Genomic DNA, 17,019 nt, shown 5'->3' with positions numbered 1-17,019 from the left:
GCGGCAGTGCTATCGGGTTTCACCGATCGCTCCGGCTTTGCGACCCCCACCCCTGCCCCTCCCCACAAGGGGGAGGGGTTCGCGCCCTACTCGGCCGCGATCGCCTGCCAGCCCTGGCCGAGCTCCTGATCGACCAGGCCGACCCAGTAGCGCACGCCGGCCGGGATGATCTCGTCGTTGAAGTCGTAGAGCGAGGTGTGCAGCCCCTTGAAGGAGCCGTCGGCCTCGACGCCATTGCCGATGCGCATGAAGGCGCCGGGGCAGACCAGCATCATCTCGGCGAAATCCTCGCCGCCCGTGCCGCGCCGCATCTCGCCATCGACATGGGCAGGCCCCGCGGCGGCAGACGCTGCCGCGACAGCGACCTTCACCTGCTCGGCGGCGTTCACCAGCGGGCTGGTGCCGCGATGATAGTAAGTCTGCGCCTCGCAGCCCCAGGCCTGCGCCGTCGCCGCCGCCAGCTCGGCGATGCGCCGCTCGATGAGATCGCGCACCTCCGGCGAATAGGTCCGGGCCGTGCCGCCGATGACCAGCTCGGAGGGGATGACGTTCGAGGCGTTCACGTCGCCGCCATGGATGAAGCCGACGCTGATCACGGCCGTGTCGAGCGGCGCGACATTGCGGCCGACGATGCCCTGCAGCCCGAGCACGAAATGCGCCTGAGCATAGGTGATATCGGTCGAGCGATGCGGCTGCGAGCCGCCATGGCCGCCGACGCCGCGGAAGGTCACGCGCCAGGAATCCGCCGACGCCAGGAAGGGGCCGACCGCCGTACCGAAATGCGAGGCTGGCACGCCCGGCGTATTGTGCAGACCGTAGATCGCATCGCAGGGGAAGCGCTCGAACAGCCCGTCGGCGAGCATGGCATTGGCACCGCCGCGGCCTTCCTCGGCCGGCTGGAAGATCAGGTTGACGGTGCCGCCGAAATCCCGGTTCTCGGCGAGATAGCGGGCCGCCGCGAGCAGCATGGTGGTGTGGCCGTCATGGCCGCAGGCATGCATGCGGCCGGGAAATTTCGAGGCGTGCGGCAGCCCGGTCAGCTCCTCCAGCGCCAGGCAGTCCATGTCGGCGCGCAGGCCGATGGCGCGCTGGCCGGGTCCGTTGCCGCGGATGACCCCCACGACGCCGGTCTGGCCGACGCCTTCAGTGACCTCGACGCCCCATTCTCGCAGCTTGTCGGCGACGAGCTTGGCGGTGCGGTATTCCTCGAGGCCGAGCTCGGGGTGGGCATGGATGTCGCGGCGGATCGCCGTGAACTCGGCGTGGTGCGCGCCGAGCCAGTCATCGAGCTTCGTCATGATTGTCGTTCCCCAGCCTGCGGCGTTCTTTTGCAAGCATGGCTCATGCCATTGCCGTTCGCCGCCCGTTCTCATGTCATACGGCCGATCGCCGTCAACTCATTCTGCTAACACGGCAAAACAGCCATGCTCCAGATGACTGACGACGGTCGGAGGAGTACGAGCGAGAAGTTTTGGGGAAAGCGGTCAGCCCGCCATTGCGACCTCGGTGCCGCGGCCGAGATCGGCCATCCACTGGCGATAACGCGGCTGCGCCTCGAGCTGATGGGCATAGTGCCGGCCGAGCGCCGCGCTGAGCCGGCCGCCGCGCTTCAGTTGCGTGTCGGCGAAGCCGATCATCACCGAGTTCGGCCAGGCCTGCGGCCGGATGGTGCGCAGGCGCGCGAACAGCGCATCCTCGCTTTCATCGGCATGGACCTGCGCCATCAGGGACAGCATCGCCGCGGTCGAGCGCGAGATGCCCATATGGCAATGGACGAGGAGATGTCCCTCCTGACGCTTCAGCGCCGTCTCACGCAAGCTGGCGCCGAAGTCGAGAATCTCGGCGACGTGCGCTTCCGTCGGATGCACGCGGCCTTCCTGCGGCGTGATGATATCGTGGAAGCGCAGCGTCACGCGTTCGTGGGCGTTATAGGCCGCAAAGGACTCGATCTCCGGCAGGTCGGGATCGAGCAGTGACAGCACATGGCTGACCTTGCGTGCGCTCTGCGCCGGCAGTTCCTCGATCCCGCAGATGGTGAGGATTGAAATGGCGATCGGCTGCATCGGTTTCGGTCCCACGGGGCTGATGGCGCCGGGTTAATCCTCCCGGCGCCTGCCCGCAACCGCCGCGGCCGCAGGGCTGCCCTGCCCGTCAGCGCCTGGCCTCGTAGCGCAGCCACTGGATGCCCTCGCCCAGGGTCTTGGCCCCAGCGAGTGCCAGATTGCTGCGCACACCAGCGGCGAAGAGCCGCCCGCCGGCGCCGAGCGCGACCGGATAGACCATCAGATTGTAGGCATCGACCAGGCCGGCGCGCTGCAGGCCATGGACGAGCTTCAGACTGCCATAGACCAGGATGTCGCCGCCGCGCTCTTCCTTCAGCGCAGCGATGGCAGCGAGCGCGTCGCCTGCAAGGATCGAGGTGCCCTGCCAATCGGCGGTCGTCAGCGTCGTCGAGGCGACATGCTTCGGCAGCGCGTTGATCTGGTCGGCGAAGGGGCTGTCGGTGACGTACGGCCAGACCGCGGCGAAGGCGTCATAGGTTCGCCGGCCGAGCAGCAGCGAATCCGCGGCATCGAGCTCTTCCTGCTTCAGCCGCTCGCCTTCCGGCCCGCGCGAGAATGGCCCGGTCCAGTCCCCGAGGCCGGAATTCTCCATCCCAACCGGGTCCTCGATAACGCCGTCGAGCGAGATGTATTGGGTGACGACGAGCTTGCGCATGCTGCTTCTCCTGGTGATCCGCCGAGCAGCGCTGCGCTGCCCCTTCTGCCCAGGCGTCGAAGGAGAAACGGCAGAATCGACAGCGTCCCGAAAAATTCTTTCCCCGGCTTTGCCGCCGTCAGCCTTGACCTTGCCATGCTCTTGGCCGAAGAGAGCTTGCAAGGACCCACCCGAAACCCCGGCCTTGCGCCGGGGTTTTTGTTCGTGCGGGCGCTTGCGTCAGTGTGGTTTCCGAAATCGACCGATCCCGATCGGGCGATAGGAGCTCGCGCTGGCCCTGTAAGTCAGCGAGAGGGAATCACCACCATGGCGAACGTGGTCGTGGTCGGCGCCCAGTGGGGCGACGAGGGCAAGGGCAAGATCGTCGACTGGCTATCGAGCCAGGCCGATGTGGTGGTGCGCTTCCAGGGCGGCCACAATGCCGGCCATACCCTCGTCATCGACGGCGCCGTCTACAAGCTCTCGCTGCTGCCCTCCGGCATCGTGCGCCCGGGCAAGCTCTCGGTGATCGGCAACGGCGTCGTCGTCGATCCCTGGCATCTGGTCGAGGAGATCGCCCGGCTGCGCACGCAGGGCGTCGCGATTTCCGCCGAGAACCTGCGTGTCGCCGACAATGCAACGCTGATCCTGCCGTTGCACCGCGAGCTCGACCATTTCCGCGAGACCTCCAACTCGGCGCTGAAGATCGGCACCACCAAGCGCGGCATCGGCCCGGCCTATGAGGACAAGGTCGGCCGCCGCGCCATCCGCGTCATCGACCTCAAGGACGAGACGGTCCTGAAGGCCAAGATCGAGCGGCTGCTCGCTCACCACAACGCGCTGCGCCGCGGGCTCGGCATCGCCGAGGTCGACGGCAGCGAATTGCTGAAGCAGCTGACCGAGATCGCTCCTCAGGTGCTGCCCTATGCCGACACGGTCTGGGCCCTGCTCGACGCGCAGCGCCGCGCCGGCAAGCGCATCCTGTTCGAGGGCGCGCAGGGCGCCCTGCTCGATGTCGACCACGGCACCTATCCCTTTGTGACCTCGTCGAACATCGTCGCCGGCCAGGCCGCGACCGGCTCCGGCCTCGGCCCCTCCGCCGTCGGCTATGTGCTCGGCATTGCCAAGGCCTACACCACCCGCGTCGGCGAAGGCCCGTTCCCGACCGAGCTCTTCGACGAGATCGGCGAGCTGATCGGCCAGAAGGGCAAGGAGTTCGGCGTCGTCACCGGCAGGAAGCGCCGCTGCGGCTGGTTCGACGCCTGCCTGGTGCGCCAGACGGTCAAGACCTCCGGCATCGACGGCATCGCCCTGACCAAGCTCGACATCCTCGACGGCTTCAAGGAGATCAAGGTCTGCACCGGCTACAAGCTTGACGGTGAGATCATCGAGCACCTGCCGGCCGGCCAGAGCGACCAGGCCCGGGTCGAGCCGATCTACGAGGTGATCGAGGGCTGGGAAGGCTCCACCGCCGGCGCCCGCTCCTGGGCGCAGCTGCCGGCGCAGGCGATCAAATACGTTCGGCGCATCGAGGAGCTGATCGGCGCTTCCGTCTCGGTGCTGTCGACCAGCCCGGAGCGCGACGATACGATCCTGGTCCAGAACCCGTTCGAGGGTTGACGGACCCGAACAACGCGGACATGTGAGGCCAATGGCCGATTTCCACCCCATTCTGGCGCGTGCGATCGCTGGACTGACCGACAAGTCGCCGGAAGCGCGCCGCTCCGTCTACGATCGGGCGCGCACGGCGCTGCTCGGGCAATTGCGCAGCCTCGATCCGCCGCTCTCCGAAGCCGACATCACGCGCGAGCGGCTCTCGCTCGACGAGGCCGTGTCCCGCATCGAGGCCGAGATCGCGCTCGCCGAGGCGATCGAGCCGAGCCTGCCGCCCTTGCCCGCGGACGAGCCGGCGCCCGCGCCTGCGTCTCCCATTACACGCCCGCAACCCGAGCCGAAGCCGCGCCAGGGCCTCCCGCAGGAGACGCCGCGCTTCGACGAGCGGGCGGCATCCCAGGAGGATGCGCAGCCGATCCGTCCGCGCGTCGCGCCGCCGCGCAAGCGCAGCGTCGATCCCGGCCATGTCCGCACCGCGATCGTCGGCGGCGGCGTCGCGCTCGCCGTCGCGGTGATCGCCGGCTCGGCTTATTACGTCAACAAGATCGCGCCGCAGGACCAGCCGGTCCGGCAGCGGGTCGAGGCGCAGGCGCCGGCCCCACAGCCCGACCAGGCCGGCAAAATCAGCGAGCGCGCCGGGGGCGAGCCGGCACCGACGCCGAACCCGCAGACCGGCCAGCGCCCGAACCAGCAGGCCGGCGCCCAGCCGGGCAGCGACATCGCCGTGGCTCAGCGCGCCATCCTCTACATCGAGGTGCCGGACGCGCAGCCGCGCATTGTCCAGGGGCGCGTCCTCTGGCGGCTGGACAGCGACATCGCCGGCCCCGGCCAGCCGGTCGAAACCATCGTCCGCAGCACCATCGAGGTCGCCGAGGCCGGGCTCTCGCTCGACTTCACCATCCGGCGCAACACCGACCCGGCCTTCCCGGCCTCGCACATCATCGGCATGCGCTTCACCACCACCGGCGAAGCGGCGAACGATGCGATCCGCGAGGTCGGCGTGCCGCAGTTCAAGCTCGAAGAGGGCGAGCGCGGCGCCCCGCTTTCGGCGATTTCCTCGGCACTGGGCGAGAACCTCTTCGTCGCGGCCCTGTCGAACGTCCCGGTCGAGGCCGAGCGCAATCTCGACCTGCTGCGCAACCGCAACTGGATCGACCTGCCGGTGCGCTTCGCCTCCGGTCGGCGCGGCATCATCACCTTCGAGAAGGGTGGTGCGGGGAACCGGACCATCGCCGAGGCGCTGAGCCGCTGGCAGGGCTGAGGCGGATACGGCGCCTCAGCGCCCCTGGCCTGATGCCAGCTGCCGCATGACTTCGGCCATCACGGGATCCTTGCCGGCGGCATAGTCGGCAAAGCTCGGCACGATCGTCACCGTCGGCTGAAGCGACCCTGCCGGCACGCCATAGACGTAATTCAGCAGGAAGCAGGTCGTGATCTGCGACAGGTTGCAGCCATGCTCCCAATCGTGGAACGCCGTGGTGTAGCGGACCGCAATCTTCGCGTTCGGCAACAGAGTGAGCCCGCCTTCGCCCCAGAACTGCGGGCGGTCACCCATGGCCTCGCCTACGAGAATGGCTCGCACTCCGGCGAAATGCTTCAGCCTCGCCGCCGTGCTGATCGCGGCCGAGAAGGTGTTGGCGCTTGTCAGGATGAAAAGCCTGCCGTTCGGAGGCAGGAGCTGCGGTAGCCGGCGTGTGAAATCGGCCGTCAAGGTATAGTCGCCGCCTCGGTTGAAGCGCAGGTCGACGACCGCGTTGCGAATGGGTTTCTTCGCGGCTTCGTCGAGCAAGCCGGACAGGTACAGGGATGCACCGACCGGCATCTGATCAGCGACGCGGTTGATCTGGACATAGAGCAGATCGGCCGCCGGATAGTCGTGCCAGTAGTTCCTGTCAGGGCCCGAGAGGTAGGCCGGCAGCGCGACACCGTCGAGGACATGCCGCCACCGGGCCGGGCGGGCTTCGACAGCCGGGCTCAGATTGCGCTTCGGCCAGGACTGGGAGGTCAAGGGCGGGTGCCTGGCGGCCTCGGCCGCAAGATCGACCGACGCGGCGCTCCCATCTGCCAGGCGGATTTCGAAGGTGCTGCCATTCGCCGTTTCGGCGAGGCCGGCTGCATGGAGCAATTCCGGCGAGATCAGGAGGTTCGGTACGAACTCCCGGGCGAGATTGGCGGGACCGCCGACATAGCGGCGCAAAGTTTCCACCAGCGCAGCGGTTGCGCGCCCGTTCACGACCAGGACCTGTCCGCCGAGAAGATGGCGTCGCTCCTCGTCGGCTGCGATCACGAACAGCCCGTCGGCAAGCCAGCCGAGACGGATCGGCACGGCATTGAAGCCGTAGTCGCCAGCGAGCCCGAGCACGTTGGTATGGCCGTTGTCCGCGAAAGCTACCGCCTTCGCCGCTGCCATCGCCAGGCCGGCCCGGTCGAGATCGCCGGCTCGCGTCTCGATCGCAGCGATCGCCTGATCGAATGCCACCCGGGTTTGCGCCGTGAAGCTGCGTTCGACTTCCGGCAGACGCCGCAAATGCGCGAGGTCCTGCAGATTTCGGTCCCGCTGAGAGAGCGCTGCCGGGACATTCGCCTTCGGGTAAGGCTTCAGTGTCGGATAGAGGATGACGGCCAGCAGCACGGTGACGAGAGCAAGCAATGCCGCGGCGCCCCACAGGAGCCGGAGCCCGCGGCGGCGCCACGATCGTCTGGGAATCTCACCGTCTCGTCGCATGGCTGGGACTTAGGTTACCTCGGCTGCGACGCCCAGCCGCTCCGCTGCAGCGAGCAATCGGCGATCTCTGCTCCAGAGGCCAGCGTCGGCAAGACGGGCGGACGCCAGGAGATGGGCATCGACGTAACCGATGCCGAGTCCATGCAGGCGCTCGTGCTCTATCAGGCGCATGACTTCGCCATGTGTCGCGACCGGCGCCTGGGGAAGCGCGTCGAGTACAGCTATCACGGTATCACGCCGTGCGATCGAACCGAGCGCCACCTCGGCCGTCACGAAAGGGTGGATCAGGATATCCCCCTCCGACAACATCCCGACCAGACGGGGCTCGCTGCGCCGCAGATGGTCGATCCAGACCGAGGCATCGAGCAGGATCACGCCGCAGGCTGACGCCTGCGCGGTGCCGCAGCCGCATTGGGATCTGAGCCACCCAGCTTGATCGCTCTTCGCGCGGCTTCTCGCTGGATCAACGCGGTCAGCGCTTCTCGCAGCAGCACCGAGCGTTCGGTGATCCCTGTATAGAACTGGGCCTTCTCGATAAGCTCATCATCGAGCGTCACGGTCGTTCGCATGAGGCATACCCTCCGATACGCATCAAAGATAGCATCAAACGATACGTATTTCCATGATGCCCGCTGGCGCTGTCCTCAGCCTCCCGCCACCTTCTGATAGTCCTTCACGTCGGAGAAACTGATCTCCGGCGCGCGCTCGGCATCGTATTTCAGAGTGAACTGCGACGAGGCCATGAACACCGGATCGCCGTCGAGATCGTCGGCCATCGAGGACGGCTTGGCGCCGACGAATTTCTGCAAGGCCGCCTTGTCCTCGCTCGAGATCCAGCGCGCGATGGCGAATTGGCAGGGCTCGAAATCGACCGGAAGCGAATATTCCGCCTCCATGCGCTCCTTGAGCACGTCGAGCTGGAGGGCGCCGACGACGCCGACGATCGCGGGGGCGCCATCATGCGGCAGGAAGAGCTGGACCACGCCTTCCTCCGCCATCTGCTGCAGCGCCTCGCGCAGCTTCTTGGCCTTCATCGCGTCCTTGAGCTTGACGCGGCGCAGGATCTCCGGCGCGAAGCTGGGCACGCCTCGGAAGACGATGTCCTCGCCCTCGGTCAGCGTATCGCCGATGCGCAATGTGCCATGGTTCGGCAGGCCGACGATGTCGCCGGCAAAGGCCTCCTCGGCGATCGAGCGGTCGCGGGCGAAGAAGAATTGCGGTGCGTTCAGCGGCAGCGGCTTTCCCGTGCGCACCAGCCGGGCCTTCATCCCGCGCGAGAGCTTGCCCGAGCACACCCGCATGAAGGCGATGCGGTCGCGATGGTTCGGGTCCATGTTCGCCTGGATCTTGAAGACGAAGCCGGTCATCTTCGGCTCGCCCGCCTCGATCGTCCGCTTGTCGGCCGACTGCGCCCGCGGGCTCGGCGCCAGCCGCCCGAGGGCATCGATCAGGTCGCGCACGCCATAGTCGCGCAGCGCAGCGCCGAAATAGACCGGGGTCAGATGGCCCTCGCGGAAGGCTTCGAGGTCGAAGGGCTTGCAGCCTTCGCGCGCCAGGAAGACTTCCTCGCGGAAGGTGTCGACGGCGCCATTGGGCAAGAGCTCGTCGAAGAGCTTGTCGTCCTCGCCCGCGACCTTCTCGCCGGCATCGCTCTCGTCGCCCTTCTGGTTGCGGCGCAGCGTGTTGCTGGCGAGGTCGAGCGTGCCGACGAACTCGCGCCCACGCCCGACCGGCCAGGTCATCGGCGCGACGTCGAGCGCCAGCGTCGTCTCGATCTCGTTGAGCAGGTCGAAGGGATCGCGCGTCTCGCGGTCGACCTTGTTGATGAAGGTGACGATCGGGATGTCTCTGAGACGGCAGACTTCGAACAGCTTCTTGGTGCGCGCCTCGATGCCCTTGGCCGCGTCGATCACCATCACAGCCGAATCGACAGCGGTCAGCGTGCGGTAGGTATCTTCCGAGAAGTCCTCGTGGCCCGGCGTGTCGAGCAGGTTGAAGACATGCCCGTCATACTCGAAGGTCATCACCGAGGTGACGACCGAGATGCCGCGCTGGCGCTCGATCTTCATCCAGTCGGATGAGGTCTGGCGCCGGCCGGCCTTGGCGCGGACTTCGCCGGCGAGCTGGATCGCGCCGCCGAAATAGAGCAGCTTCTCGGTCAGCGTGGTCTTGCCCGCGTCCGGGTGCGAGATGATGGCGAAGGTGCGCCGGCGCGCATGGGGGGCCGTGGCCGCCGCCGGGCCGTCGAGGGTCGAGAGATCGGTCATGGCGTGGTCAAGACAGGATGCGCGGCGCAAGTCAATCCGGCGAGCCGCGATCGCGGCATCGCCCCACGCGTATCGCGTGCGCTCCAACGCAAATTTAACCGAGCGATGCTTTGGTGGCCGGCGGGTTCCCAGCTGCGCACCGTGACAAAGCCGCAGCCTCCTAACTCGCGACACAGATGGCCACGCTTCGCACCATCTCGAGCCAGATTCTGGCCGCGATATCGCTTCTCGTCATAGCCGCCGCTATCGCCATCGGGCTCGGGGTCCACAGCCTCAGCCGTTATGCGACGACGACGAACGAGATGCAGGCGATCACGCACCGCTCCGCGATCGCGGAGCGGATCAACGGGCTGGTGAACGCGGTCGTGATGGAATCGCGTGGCATCTATATGAGCGAAGACGCCGCAGGGGCCGAGCGTTTCGCACCGCCGCTGCTGCAGAACCTCGCCGAGATCGAACTGCTGATGGCCGAATGGCGGCCGCTCGTCGAGGATCAGGAGCGGGCCGCCTTCGAAGCTCTCGACGCGCGCGTTCAGGAATTCGTCCGCTTTCGGCGGGAGATCGTCCGGCTCGGGCGCCAGGGCGCCACGCTGGCGGCGCGCACAGCCGGCAATGACGACGCCAATCGCGATAATCGCAAGGCGCTCAACGAGACGCTGAAGCGAATCGCCGGCAGCTATGACGGACGTAGTGCCGCGCTCGACACCAGGCTCGAAACAATGCAGCGCGACAACGTCAACCTGCAGATCGGCGTCGGCATCCTCTCGATCCTGACCGGTCTTGGCCTCACGATCCTCGTCGTGCATCGCCGCGTCTCCCGCCCGCTGCGCAGGCTCGCGACGACCATGCGCAGCCTGGCCGCGGCCGAACCGGTCACGAACATTCCGCTCGTGCGCCGCCAGGACGAGATCGGCGACATGGCGCGGGCGGTCGAGGTCTTCCGCGACAACGCCCTCGCCCGCGAGGCCCTCGAAGCCGCCGCCACGCGCAATGAAGCCGGGCGCGCAGCGCGCCAGCAACGGATCGCCGAGATCGTCGCCGCCTTCGATGCCAGGCTCGCCGATGCTCTCGAAACCGTCGAGACCGGTGCCCATACGCTCGAGGGTGCCGCTCGGGCGGTGAGCGATATCGCCAGCGCCCGTACCACCCAGATCGGAGGTGCGCAGAACGCCTCCCAGGACGCATCCGACAAGGTCCAGCATGTCGCGGTCGCAGCCGAGGAACTGTCGAGCTCTATCGCCGAAATCGCCAACCGCGTGATGCGGGCCAGCGCCATGGTCAGCGGCGCTGCGCAAGAAGCACGCGACGTGAGCCAACGCGTCGACGGTCTTGCCCGCGCCTCGGAGCGCATCGTCAGCGTCGTCGACCTGATCCGCGACATTGCCGCGCAGACCAACCTGCTGGCGCTCAATGCGACGATCGAGGCTGCCCGCGCCGGTGAGGCAGGCCGCGGCTTCGCCGTCGTCGCCACCGAGGTCAAGACACTGGCGAGCCGCACCGCAGAGGCGACGAACAGCATCGCCAGCCAGATCGGGGCCTTCCGCGGCGAGGCCACGGGTGCGGTCGACGCAATCGGCGCGATCGCCGCGACGATCACCGAGGTGTCGCAGCACACCACTGCCATCGCCGCCGCGACTGAACAGCAGAAAAGCACCACCTCGGAAATCGCCCGCAGCGCCCAGGCGACTGCCGACGGTGCTGCGACCGCGGCCCTGGCGCTCGACAGCCTAGCCGCGGCCTCCGGCGAGGCGACCGGCGCCGCGTCCGACACGCTGCGCACCGCCGAGAACCTGGCGCGCGAGGCAGAGGCATTGCGAGGTGCCGTCGCGACCTTCTTCGCTCAGATCAAGGCCGCCTGAGCCGCTCAGTTCTTCAGGCGGTAGCCGGTCTTGAAGATCCAGGCGATCACCGCGATGCAGGCGCCGAGGAAGACCAGCGTCATGGCCAGGCTAACTGCGATGCCGACATCGGCAACGCCGTTGAAGCTCCAGCGGAAGCCGCTGATCAGGTAGACGACCGGATTGGCCAGCGTCACTGCCCGCCAGAACGGCGGCAGCATGTCGATCGAGTAGAACGAGCCGCCGAGGAAGGTCAGCGGCGTGATGATCAGCAGCGGAATCGCCTGCAGCTTCTCGAAGCCGTCGGCCCAGACGCCGATGATGAAGCCGAACAGGCTGAAGGTCGCCGCCGTCAGGATCAGGAAGAGCAGCATCCAGACCGGATGCTCGATCTTCAGCGGCACGAACAGGAAGGCAGTGGCGAGGATGATCAGCCCGAGGATCACCGATTTCGTCGCAGCCGCTGCGACATAGGCGAAGACAGCCTCCCACCAGGCGACCGGGGCCGAGAGCAGTTCGAAGATCGTGCCGACGAATTTGGGGAAATAGATCGCGAAAGAGGCGTTGGCGATGCTCTGCGTCAGGAGCGAGAGCATGATCAGCCCGGGCACGATGAAGGCGCCATAGGGCACGCCGTCGATCGCGCCCATATGCGAGCCGATCGCCGCGCCGAAGACGACGAAATAGAGCGAGGTCGAGATCACCGGCGAGAGGATGCTCTGCAGCGGCGTGCGCCAGGTGCGAGCCATCTCGAAGCGGTAGATCGCCTTGATTGCGTGCAGGTTCATGCGTTCGCCCTCAGCAGGCCGACGAAGATGTCCTCGAGCGAGGACTGGCTGGTGCGCAGGTCGCTGAAACGGATACCGGCGTCGGCGAGATCCTTCATCAGGGCGGTGATGCCGGTGCGCTCGGCCTTGGTGTCGTAGGTATAGACGAGTTCCTCGCCCTCGGCCTGGAGCGTCAGGCCGTAGCCGGCCAATGCCTCGGGCACCGCGTCCAGCCGCGTCTGCAGGTGCAAGGTGAGCTGCTTTTTGCCGAGCTTGCGCATCAGCTCGGCCTTCTCCTCGACCAGGATGATCTCGCCCTTGCTGATCACGCCGACTCGGTCGGCCATCTCCTCGGCCTCCTCGATGTAGTGCGTGGTCAGGATGATGGTGACGCCGCTGTCGCGCAGGCGGCGCACCAGCTTCCACATGTCCTGCCTGAGCTCGACGTCGACGCCGGCGGTCGGCTCGTCGAGGAAGAGGATTTGCGGTTCGTGGGCCAGCGCCTTGGCGATCAGCACGCGCCGCTTCATGCCGCCGGACAGCGTCATGATCTTGCTGTCGCGCTTGTCCCAGAGCGAGAGATCGCGCAGCACCTGCTCGACGATTGCCGGGTTCTTCGGCTTGCCGAACAGGCCACGGCTGAACGAGACCGTCGCCCAGACCGTCTCGAAGGCGTCGGTGGTCAGCTCCTGCGGCACGAGCCCGATCTGGCTGCGGGCGGCGCGGTAGTCGGCGATGATGTCGTGGCCGTCGGCGAGGACCTTGCCGGTGCTCGGATTGACGATGCCGCAGACGATGCTGATCAGCGTCGTCTTGCCGGCGCCGTTCGGCCCGAGCAGGGCGAAAATCTCGCCGCGCCGGATGTCGAGCGTGACGCTCTTCAGTGCCTGGAAGCCCGACGCATAGGTCTTCGACAGGCCGGATATCTGGATGATGGGTTGCATGGGCGAAAGCTATACTCGCAGCACGGCACATGGGTGAAGGCGGGATCGTGCCGTTTCGCCCTGCCGGCACGACATCCCGCGGAACAAGAATGGCCGGGCAAGCCCGGCCATAGCAAGTCCTTCTACCAGTTCCTGTCAGCGCATGAAGAACCAGAGCAGGATGATGATCGGGATCGGAATGCCCACCAGCCACAGAATGATTGAACGCATCGACGCTAACCCCTTGATTGTCATCGGATGAAGATGACGGGACAACGTCGTGAGCCGGCCGGCGGTTCCCTCGCGCAAAGCGGATCTTATTTGTAGGCGATGCTGTCGATGATGCCCTTCATCGCCGCGTCATGCGTCTTGTGGCCGTCGAGCGAGGCCCAATAGGTCATCATGATGATCTTGCCGCTCGGGACATTCGGATTGATCGCGACGTAGCGGATCAGCGAATCGCCGTCCTTGCTCTTGGCCTTGAGCTCGGTGAACGACCAGGCCTTGCCCTTGACCTCCTGCTTGATCGTCTCGGAAGCGCCGGTGATGGTGACGCCTTCCTTGTCGAAATAGCCGTTGTGCTCCTTCTGCAGCGTATCGATCTGGTCCGGCGCCACGAGCTCGAACCAGAGATAGATCTCGTCGTCCGGCGTCTTGATCTCGACACCGCGCTTGATCTTCGCTGTCGTCCAGGCGTCCGGCACCGTGACCACGGCGATCGGGTCCTCATCGGTGATCTGGAGCGCCCCGGCAAAGGCCGGCAACCCGCTGAAACCGACCAGCGCCACAGCGAGCGCAAAAACAATCTTCAACATCGAAACTCCCCCGGGATCGGCTCGGCCCGCGAGCCCACAAGGCGGGACGTTGCGCTGCCGCCCTTCACGCTGACAAGGCGCGTAAACCGCGATTCAGGCCAGTTCGGCCGCTGTTGGATGCCAGAGAGGTTGATAACCGTTCACAAGCGCGCAGAGCGATGACGGCGGGGTGACGGCAGTGACCAACCCGGCCGGCCGCGGCCGGCTCGCGACATAGCCGGAGGGCGACCAGAGCAAGGCCTGGTCGCCGCGCAGGGCGAGGAACTCGCCTTTGGGCGTGGCGATCATCGCGCCATCCGGCAGGCTCTGCGCCGGCAGCTTGTGCAGACGCTTCGTTCGGCCATCGCGTCGCTCGCGATCGAGCCGCTCGTCGATCGCAGGGAAGAGCGGCAGCTCGGCGAGACCGAGTCCCGCGACCAGCGCCGCCCGGTAGGCATGCGCGTCGGCGCGCCGGCATTCGACGCAAGGGCGGTGCCCGGCGGCGAGTGCCGTCACCTCGTCGCAGAAGAACAGCTCGGTGTAGTAGCGGCCCCAGACGTCGCGCTGCCGGCCCTTGAACGAGAGCACGCAGCAGATCCATTGCCGGGTCGCGAACAGGCGCGTCGGCAGCGCCTTGGTCGCCGGATCATGGAACTTGCCACCGCGATTGCCGAACAGGAGGCCCCGCGCCAGATCGGCGAAGAGCGAGCCATCGGGACGGACGCGGTTGGGCAGGGGCATGGCGTGAACCTAACCGCATCCCTGCCCGATTTCGTCATCAGTCTTCGGCCGATCCTTCCGGCAACCAGTCGACATCACGCAATTGCGCGAGAAGGTAGCCGCAGCTCTCCGGGAATGTCGCGAGCGGCAGGATGGTTTCCTCCGCGGCCTCGGAGCGCGCTTTGGCATAGGCTCGCGACACGATCTCGCCGGCCTTGGCCGCCAGGGACGGGCTTTCATCCTCCAGCGTCTCGATCTCGGTCCGCTGGGCTCGAATCGTGACCTGCCACGAAACGCTTCGCTTCTCCGGTTGATATTGCCATTTGAGCAGGTGCCGGATCAGCACGCGATAAGCCGAGGTGAGAGCGCGCTTGTCGCTGCGGCCCAAGCTCTCGATCTCCTCGATGATATTCGGCAGGTCGAGTTCGGAGAACCGACGTTGGCGCAGCAGCTCCGCCTGTTCGTAGCTCCAGAGATAAAAATCCGTCTCGTAGTCTGAAGCCGGATCGTAAAGCGGCTTCTGCTTGGCGTAGCCCATCATCGTGCTCCCGCTGACATCGCCAAGAATAGCGCGGACACGCGCTGGCACAAAGCGAACCGGTGAGCGCAGTGCGTAAGCGCCCGCTCTTTTAGGAACGTCGCCTGCCGCGCCGGATGGCAGCTGCCCTTGCGACACCGTGCCCGACTCGTCGCGCTCTTCGCTTTCCGGCAAGGTCCAGATGCGCGGACAAGCCGAAGGGCGAGCGCGCAAAGGGGCAGGACGGCATGGACCAGACGACCGAGAGCGTTGCTGCGCCGCTCGTCGCGCATCCCTCGCGCGGCGCCATCCTCGGCGAGATCCATGCCCGTCCCTTCGCGCCGCTCTCGACGCCGCAGCGGCTCCTGCATTTCGCCTTCATGACCGACCAGGCCCAGGCCGCCGCCGATCGCGAGGCGCTCGCCCGCTTCTGCTCCGAGCGCGGCGTGCCCGGCCCGGCGGAGGGCGCCAAGCACCATCGCACCCGCTTTGGTGAGGCCAGCTTGCGCTGGGAACAGCACAGCGAGTTCACCACTTACACCTGGGAATTGCCCTCGCCCGGTGCGCTCCCCTTCCTGCCGGCGAGCACCGCACTACCGCATGGCATGCACGCTCTGCCGCAGCCGGGCCCCCATCTCGTGGCCGCCGACCTGCATCTGCTGCCCGAAAAGGCTGCGCCCGACCTGGAAACGCTCTTCGACGCGGCGAGCCTGGCGGCATCGCTGGTCGATGGCGAGGCAGCGATAGTAGCGACCGATTTCCGCGCCAGTGTCGATGGCTTCGTGCGTATCCTGGTGCTCGACCGGGCGCTGACACCGGCCAAGGCCGGCGCGCTGGCCCAGCGCCTATTGGAGGTCGAGACCTATCGCGTGCTCGCTTTGCTCGGCCTGCCCGAGGCGCACCGCCTCGCTCCCTCCGTGCGCCGCACTGAGGAGGTGCTGGTCCGCATCGCCGGCACGATGATGCAGACCGACGGACTCGACGCCGACAATGCCCTGCTCGACGAGATGACGGCGATCGCCGCGACGATGGAGTCGGAGGCCGCCTTGGCGAACTACCGCTTCGGCGCCAGCCGCGCTTATGACAGCATCGTCGGCCAGCGGCTGGAGGCGATCGGCGAAGCGCCGTTCGGCGGCTGGCCGACCATCGCCGCCTTCCTGTCGCGGCGCATGGCGCCGGCGATGCGCACCTGCCAGATGCTGCAGCAGCGCCAGCTCGATCTGTCGCGCCGCCTCGCCCGCGCCGCCAACCTCTTGCGCACCCGCGTCGACGTCGCGCTCGAACAGCAGAACCGCGATTTGCTCGCGGCGATGAACGACCGCACCCGGCTGCAATTGCGCCTGCAGCAGACGGTCGAGGGACTCTCGGTCGCGGCGATCGGTTACTACGTCGTCAGCCTGTTCGGCTATCTCGCCAAGGGCGCCAAGGATGCCGGCTTCCTGCCGGTCGATATCGGCGTCGCGACTGCGCTGTTCGTACCGGTCGCGCTGATCGGCGTCTGGCTGATGGTCCGGCGCATCCGGCGCGGCCACCGCGACAGTTAAGCTAGCGCTGCACGATGACCTTCGTGCCCGGCCTGACGCGATCATAGAGATCCGTCACGTCGCGATTGGTCATCCGGATGCAGCCGGATGAGACTGCGGCCCCGATCGTGTCAGGCTCGTTCGAGCCGTGGATGCGGTAGAGGCTCGATCCCAGATAGATCGCCCGCGCACCGAGCGGATTCTCCATCCCACCCTCCATGTAGCGCGGCAGATCGGGCCGGCGCTTCAGCATTGCCGCCGGCGGACGCCAGTCCGGCCATTCACGCTTGCGCGTGACGGTCTTGGTGCCGGACCAGCTGAAGCCCTGTCGGCCGACGCCGACGCCGTAGCGGATGGCCTGCCCCTGACCGAGCACGTAGTAGAGCCGCCTTTGGCTGGTCGAGACCACGACCGTGCCGGGCGCTTGCCTGCCGCTCCAGGGCACGACCTGACGTGGGACCGGCTGTTCGCTGAAGATGTTGAGGAAGTCCGCGAGCCCGCGGCTGATCGGATTGGAATAGGCCGACGCAGGCGTAGCGAAAGCGAGAGCCGTGGCAGTCAAAACAATGGCGCGCAGCATGATCGTCCCTGCAACGCCCCCCACCCCGATTTATCCGGGAGAGGGAAAGCGGGG

The 17,019-nt window shown here is 66.8% G+C and carries 18 protein-coding genes; 4 read left to right on the top strand and 14 right to left on the bottom strand.

The genetic code is table 11. The annotated features are described in order from the left end of the window. Positions 1-86 precede the first annotated feature (86 nt). From B6S44_RS26110 to B6S44_RS26100, 3 genes are all read right to left on the bottom strand, one after another. Positions 87-1,298 carry an amidohydrolase gene (locus tag B6S44_RS26110; protein WP_129159785.1) on the bottom strand — a complete coding sequence of 404 codons (1,212 nt, stop codon included), beginning with the start codon at positions 1,296-1,298 and terminating at the stop codon, positions 87-89. A 186-nt stretch (positions 1,299-1,484) separates the two neighbouring features. Continuing rightward, entirely contained in the window at positions 1,485-2,063 is a 579-nt protein-coding gene (locus B6S44_RS26105) for a tyrosine phosphatase family protein (RefSeq protein WP_129159784.1), read from the bottom strand. A gap of 88 nt (positions 2,064-2,151) precedes the next feature. Continuing rightward, positions 2,152-2,718, bottom strand: coding sequence for a dihydrofolate reductase family protein (locus B6S44_RS26100; RefSeq protein WP_129159783.1), 567 nt, complete (start codon positions 2,716-2,718; stop codon positions 2,152-2,154). A gap of 306 nt (positions 2,719-3,024) precedes the next feature. Here B6S44_RS26100 and B6S44_RS26095 point away from each other — a divergent pair, with 306 nt between their 5' ends. Continuing rightward, complete coding sequence (locus B6S44_RS26095) at positions 3,025-4,317, top strand: adenylosuccinate synthase (protein ID WP_129159782.1); 1,293 nt, start codon at positions 3,025-3,027, stop codon at positions 4,315-4,317. A 31-nt stretch (positions 4,318-4,348) separates the two neighbouring features. Continuing rightward, on the top strand, positions 4,349-5,572 hold the full coding sequence (locus tag B6S44_RS26090) for a histidine kinase (RefSeq protein ID WP_129159781.1): 1,224 nt from the start codon (positions 4,349-4,351) through the stop codon (positions 5,570-5,572). A 15-nt stretch (positions 5,573-5,587) separates the two neighbouring features. Here B6S44_RS26090 and B6S44_RS26085 read toward each other — a convergent pair whose 3' ends face one another. The 4 genes from B6S44_RS26085 to B6S44_RS26070 form a co-directional block, all read right to left on the bottom strand. Further along, on the bottom strand, positions 5,588-6,961 hold the full coding sequence (locus B6S44_RS26085; RefSeq protein WP_129159780.1) for a S41 family peptidase: 1,374 nt from the start codon (positions 6,959-6,961) through the stop codon (positions 5,588-5,590). 84 nt (positions 6,962-7,045) lie between these two features. Continuing rightward, complete coding sequence (locus B6S44_RS26080) at positions 7,046-7,411, bottom strand: type II toxin-antitoxin system VapC family toxin (RefSeq protein ID WP_129159779.1); 366 nt, start codon at positions 7,409-7,411, stop codon at positions 7,046-7,048. After that, positions 7,408-7,605 (bottom strand): type II toxin-antitoxin system VapB family antitoxin, encoded by a 198-nt coding sequence (locus B6S44_RS26075; RefSeq protein ID WP_129159778.1) that lies wholly within the window; start codon positions 7,603-7,605, stop codon positions 7,408-7,410. Before B6S44_RS26075 ends, B6S44_RS26080 begins: the two co-directional genes overlap by 4 nt. A 75-nt stretch (positions 7,606-7,680) precedes the next feature. Continuing rightward, positions 7,681-9,303 carry a peptide chain release factor 3 gene (locus B6S44_RS26070; protein ID WP_129159777.1) on the bottom strand — a complete coding sequence of 541 codons (1,623 nt, stop codon included), beginning with the start codon at positions 9,301-9,303 and terminating at the stop codon, positions 7,681-7,683. A 176-nt stretch (positions 9,304-9,479) separates the two neighbouring features. Between B6S44_RS26070 and B6S44_RS26065 the strand changes: the two genes are divergently transcribed. Continuing rightward, a complete protein-coding gene (locus B6S44_RS26065; RefSeq protein ID WP_129159776.1) occupies positions 9,480-11,162 on the top strand; it encodes a methyl-accepting chemotaxis protein in 1,683 nt (560 codons plus the stop codon). Between the two features lie 5 nt (positions 11,163-11,167). Here B6S44_RS26065 and B6S44_RS26060 read toward each other — a convergent pair whose 3' ends face one another. The 6 genes from B6S44_RS26060 to B6S44_RS26040 all read right to left on the bottom strand — a co-directional run bounded on the left by B6S44_RS26060 (position 11,168) and on the right by B6S44_RS26040 (position 15,057). Beyond that, entirely contained in the window at positions 11,168-11,929 is a 762-nt protein-coding gene (locus tag B6S44_RS26060; protein ID WP_129159775.1) for an ABC transporter permease, read from the bottom strand. Further along, positions 11,926-12,852, bottom strand: coding sequence for an ABC transporter ATP-binding protein (locus B6S44_RS26055; protein WP_129159774.1), 927 nt, complete (start codon positions 12,850-12,852; stop codon positions 11,926-11,928). Before B6S44_RS26055 ends, B6S44_RS26060 begins: the two co-directional genes overlap by 4 nt. A 135-nt stretch (positions 12,853-12,987) precedes the next feature. Continuing rightward, a complete protein-coding gene (locus B6S44_RS29515) occupies positions 12,988-13,140 on the bottom strand; it encodes a hypothetical protein (protein ID WP_164985956.1) in 153 nt (50 codons plus the stop codon). 8 nt (positions 13,141-13,148) lie between these two features. Continuing rightward, a complete protein-coding gene (locus tag B6S44_RS26050) occupies positions 13,149-13,646 on the bottom strand; it encodes a hypothetical protein (RefSeq protein WP_129159773.1) in 498 nt (165 codons plus the stop codon). Positions 13,647-13,739: 93 nt separating this feature from the next. After that, positions 13,740-14,366: a hypothetical protein gene (locus tag B6S44_RS26045; RefSeq protein ID WP_129159772.1), complete on the bottom strand. Its 627-nt coding sequence runs from the start codon at positions 14,364-14,366 to the stop codon at positions 13,740-13,742. 37 nt (positions 14,367-14,403) lie between these two features. After that, positions 14,404-15,057: a DUF29 domain-containing protein gene (locus B6S44_RS26040; RefSeq protein WP_248309767.1), complete on the bottom strand. Its 654-nt coding sequence runs from the start codon at positions 15,055-15,057 to the stop codon at positions 14,404-14,406. A 53-nt stretch (positions 15,058-15,110) separates the two neighbouring features. Here B6S44_RS26040 and B6S44_RS26035 point away from each other — a divergent pair, with 53 nt between their 5' ends. After that, positions 15,111-16,406, top strand: a complete 1,296-nt coding sequence (locus B6S44_RS26035; protein WP_129159771.1) for a DUF3422 family protein — start codon at positions 15,111-15,113, stop codon at positions 16,404-16,406. 1 nt (position 16,407) lies between these two features. Here B6S44_RS26035 and B6S44_RS26030 read toward each other — a convergent pair whose 3' ends face one another. Next, positions 16,408-16,965 carry a L,D-transpeptidase gene (locus B6S44_RS26030; protein ID WP_129159770.1) on the bottom strand — a complete coding sequence of 186 codons (558 nt, stop codon included), beginning with the start codon at positions 16,963-16,965 and terminating at the stop codon, positions 16,408-16,410. Positions 16,966-17,019 lie beyond the last annotated feature (54 nt).

Origin of the sequence: Allobosea sp. Tri-44, assembly GCF_004123845.1 — a bacterium.
GTDB lineage: Bacteria > Pseudomonadota > Alphaproteobacteria > Rhizobiales > Beijerinckiaceae > Allobosea.
The sequence above is the reverse complement of the archived record's forward strand: the minus strand, read 5'-3'. Positions and strand labels throughout refer to the sequence as shown.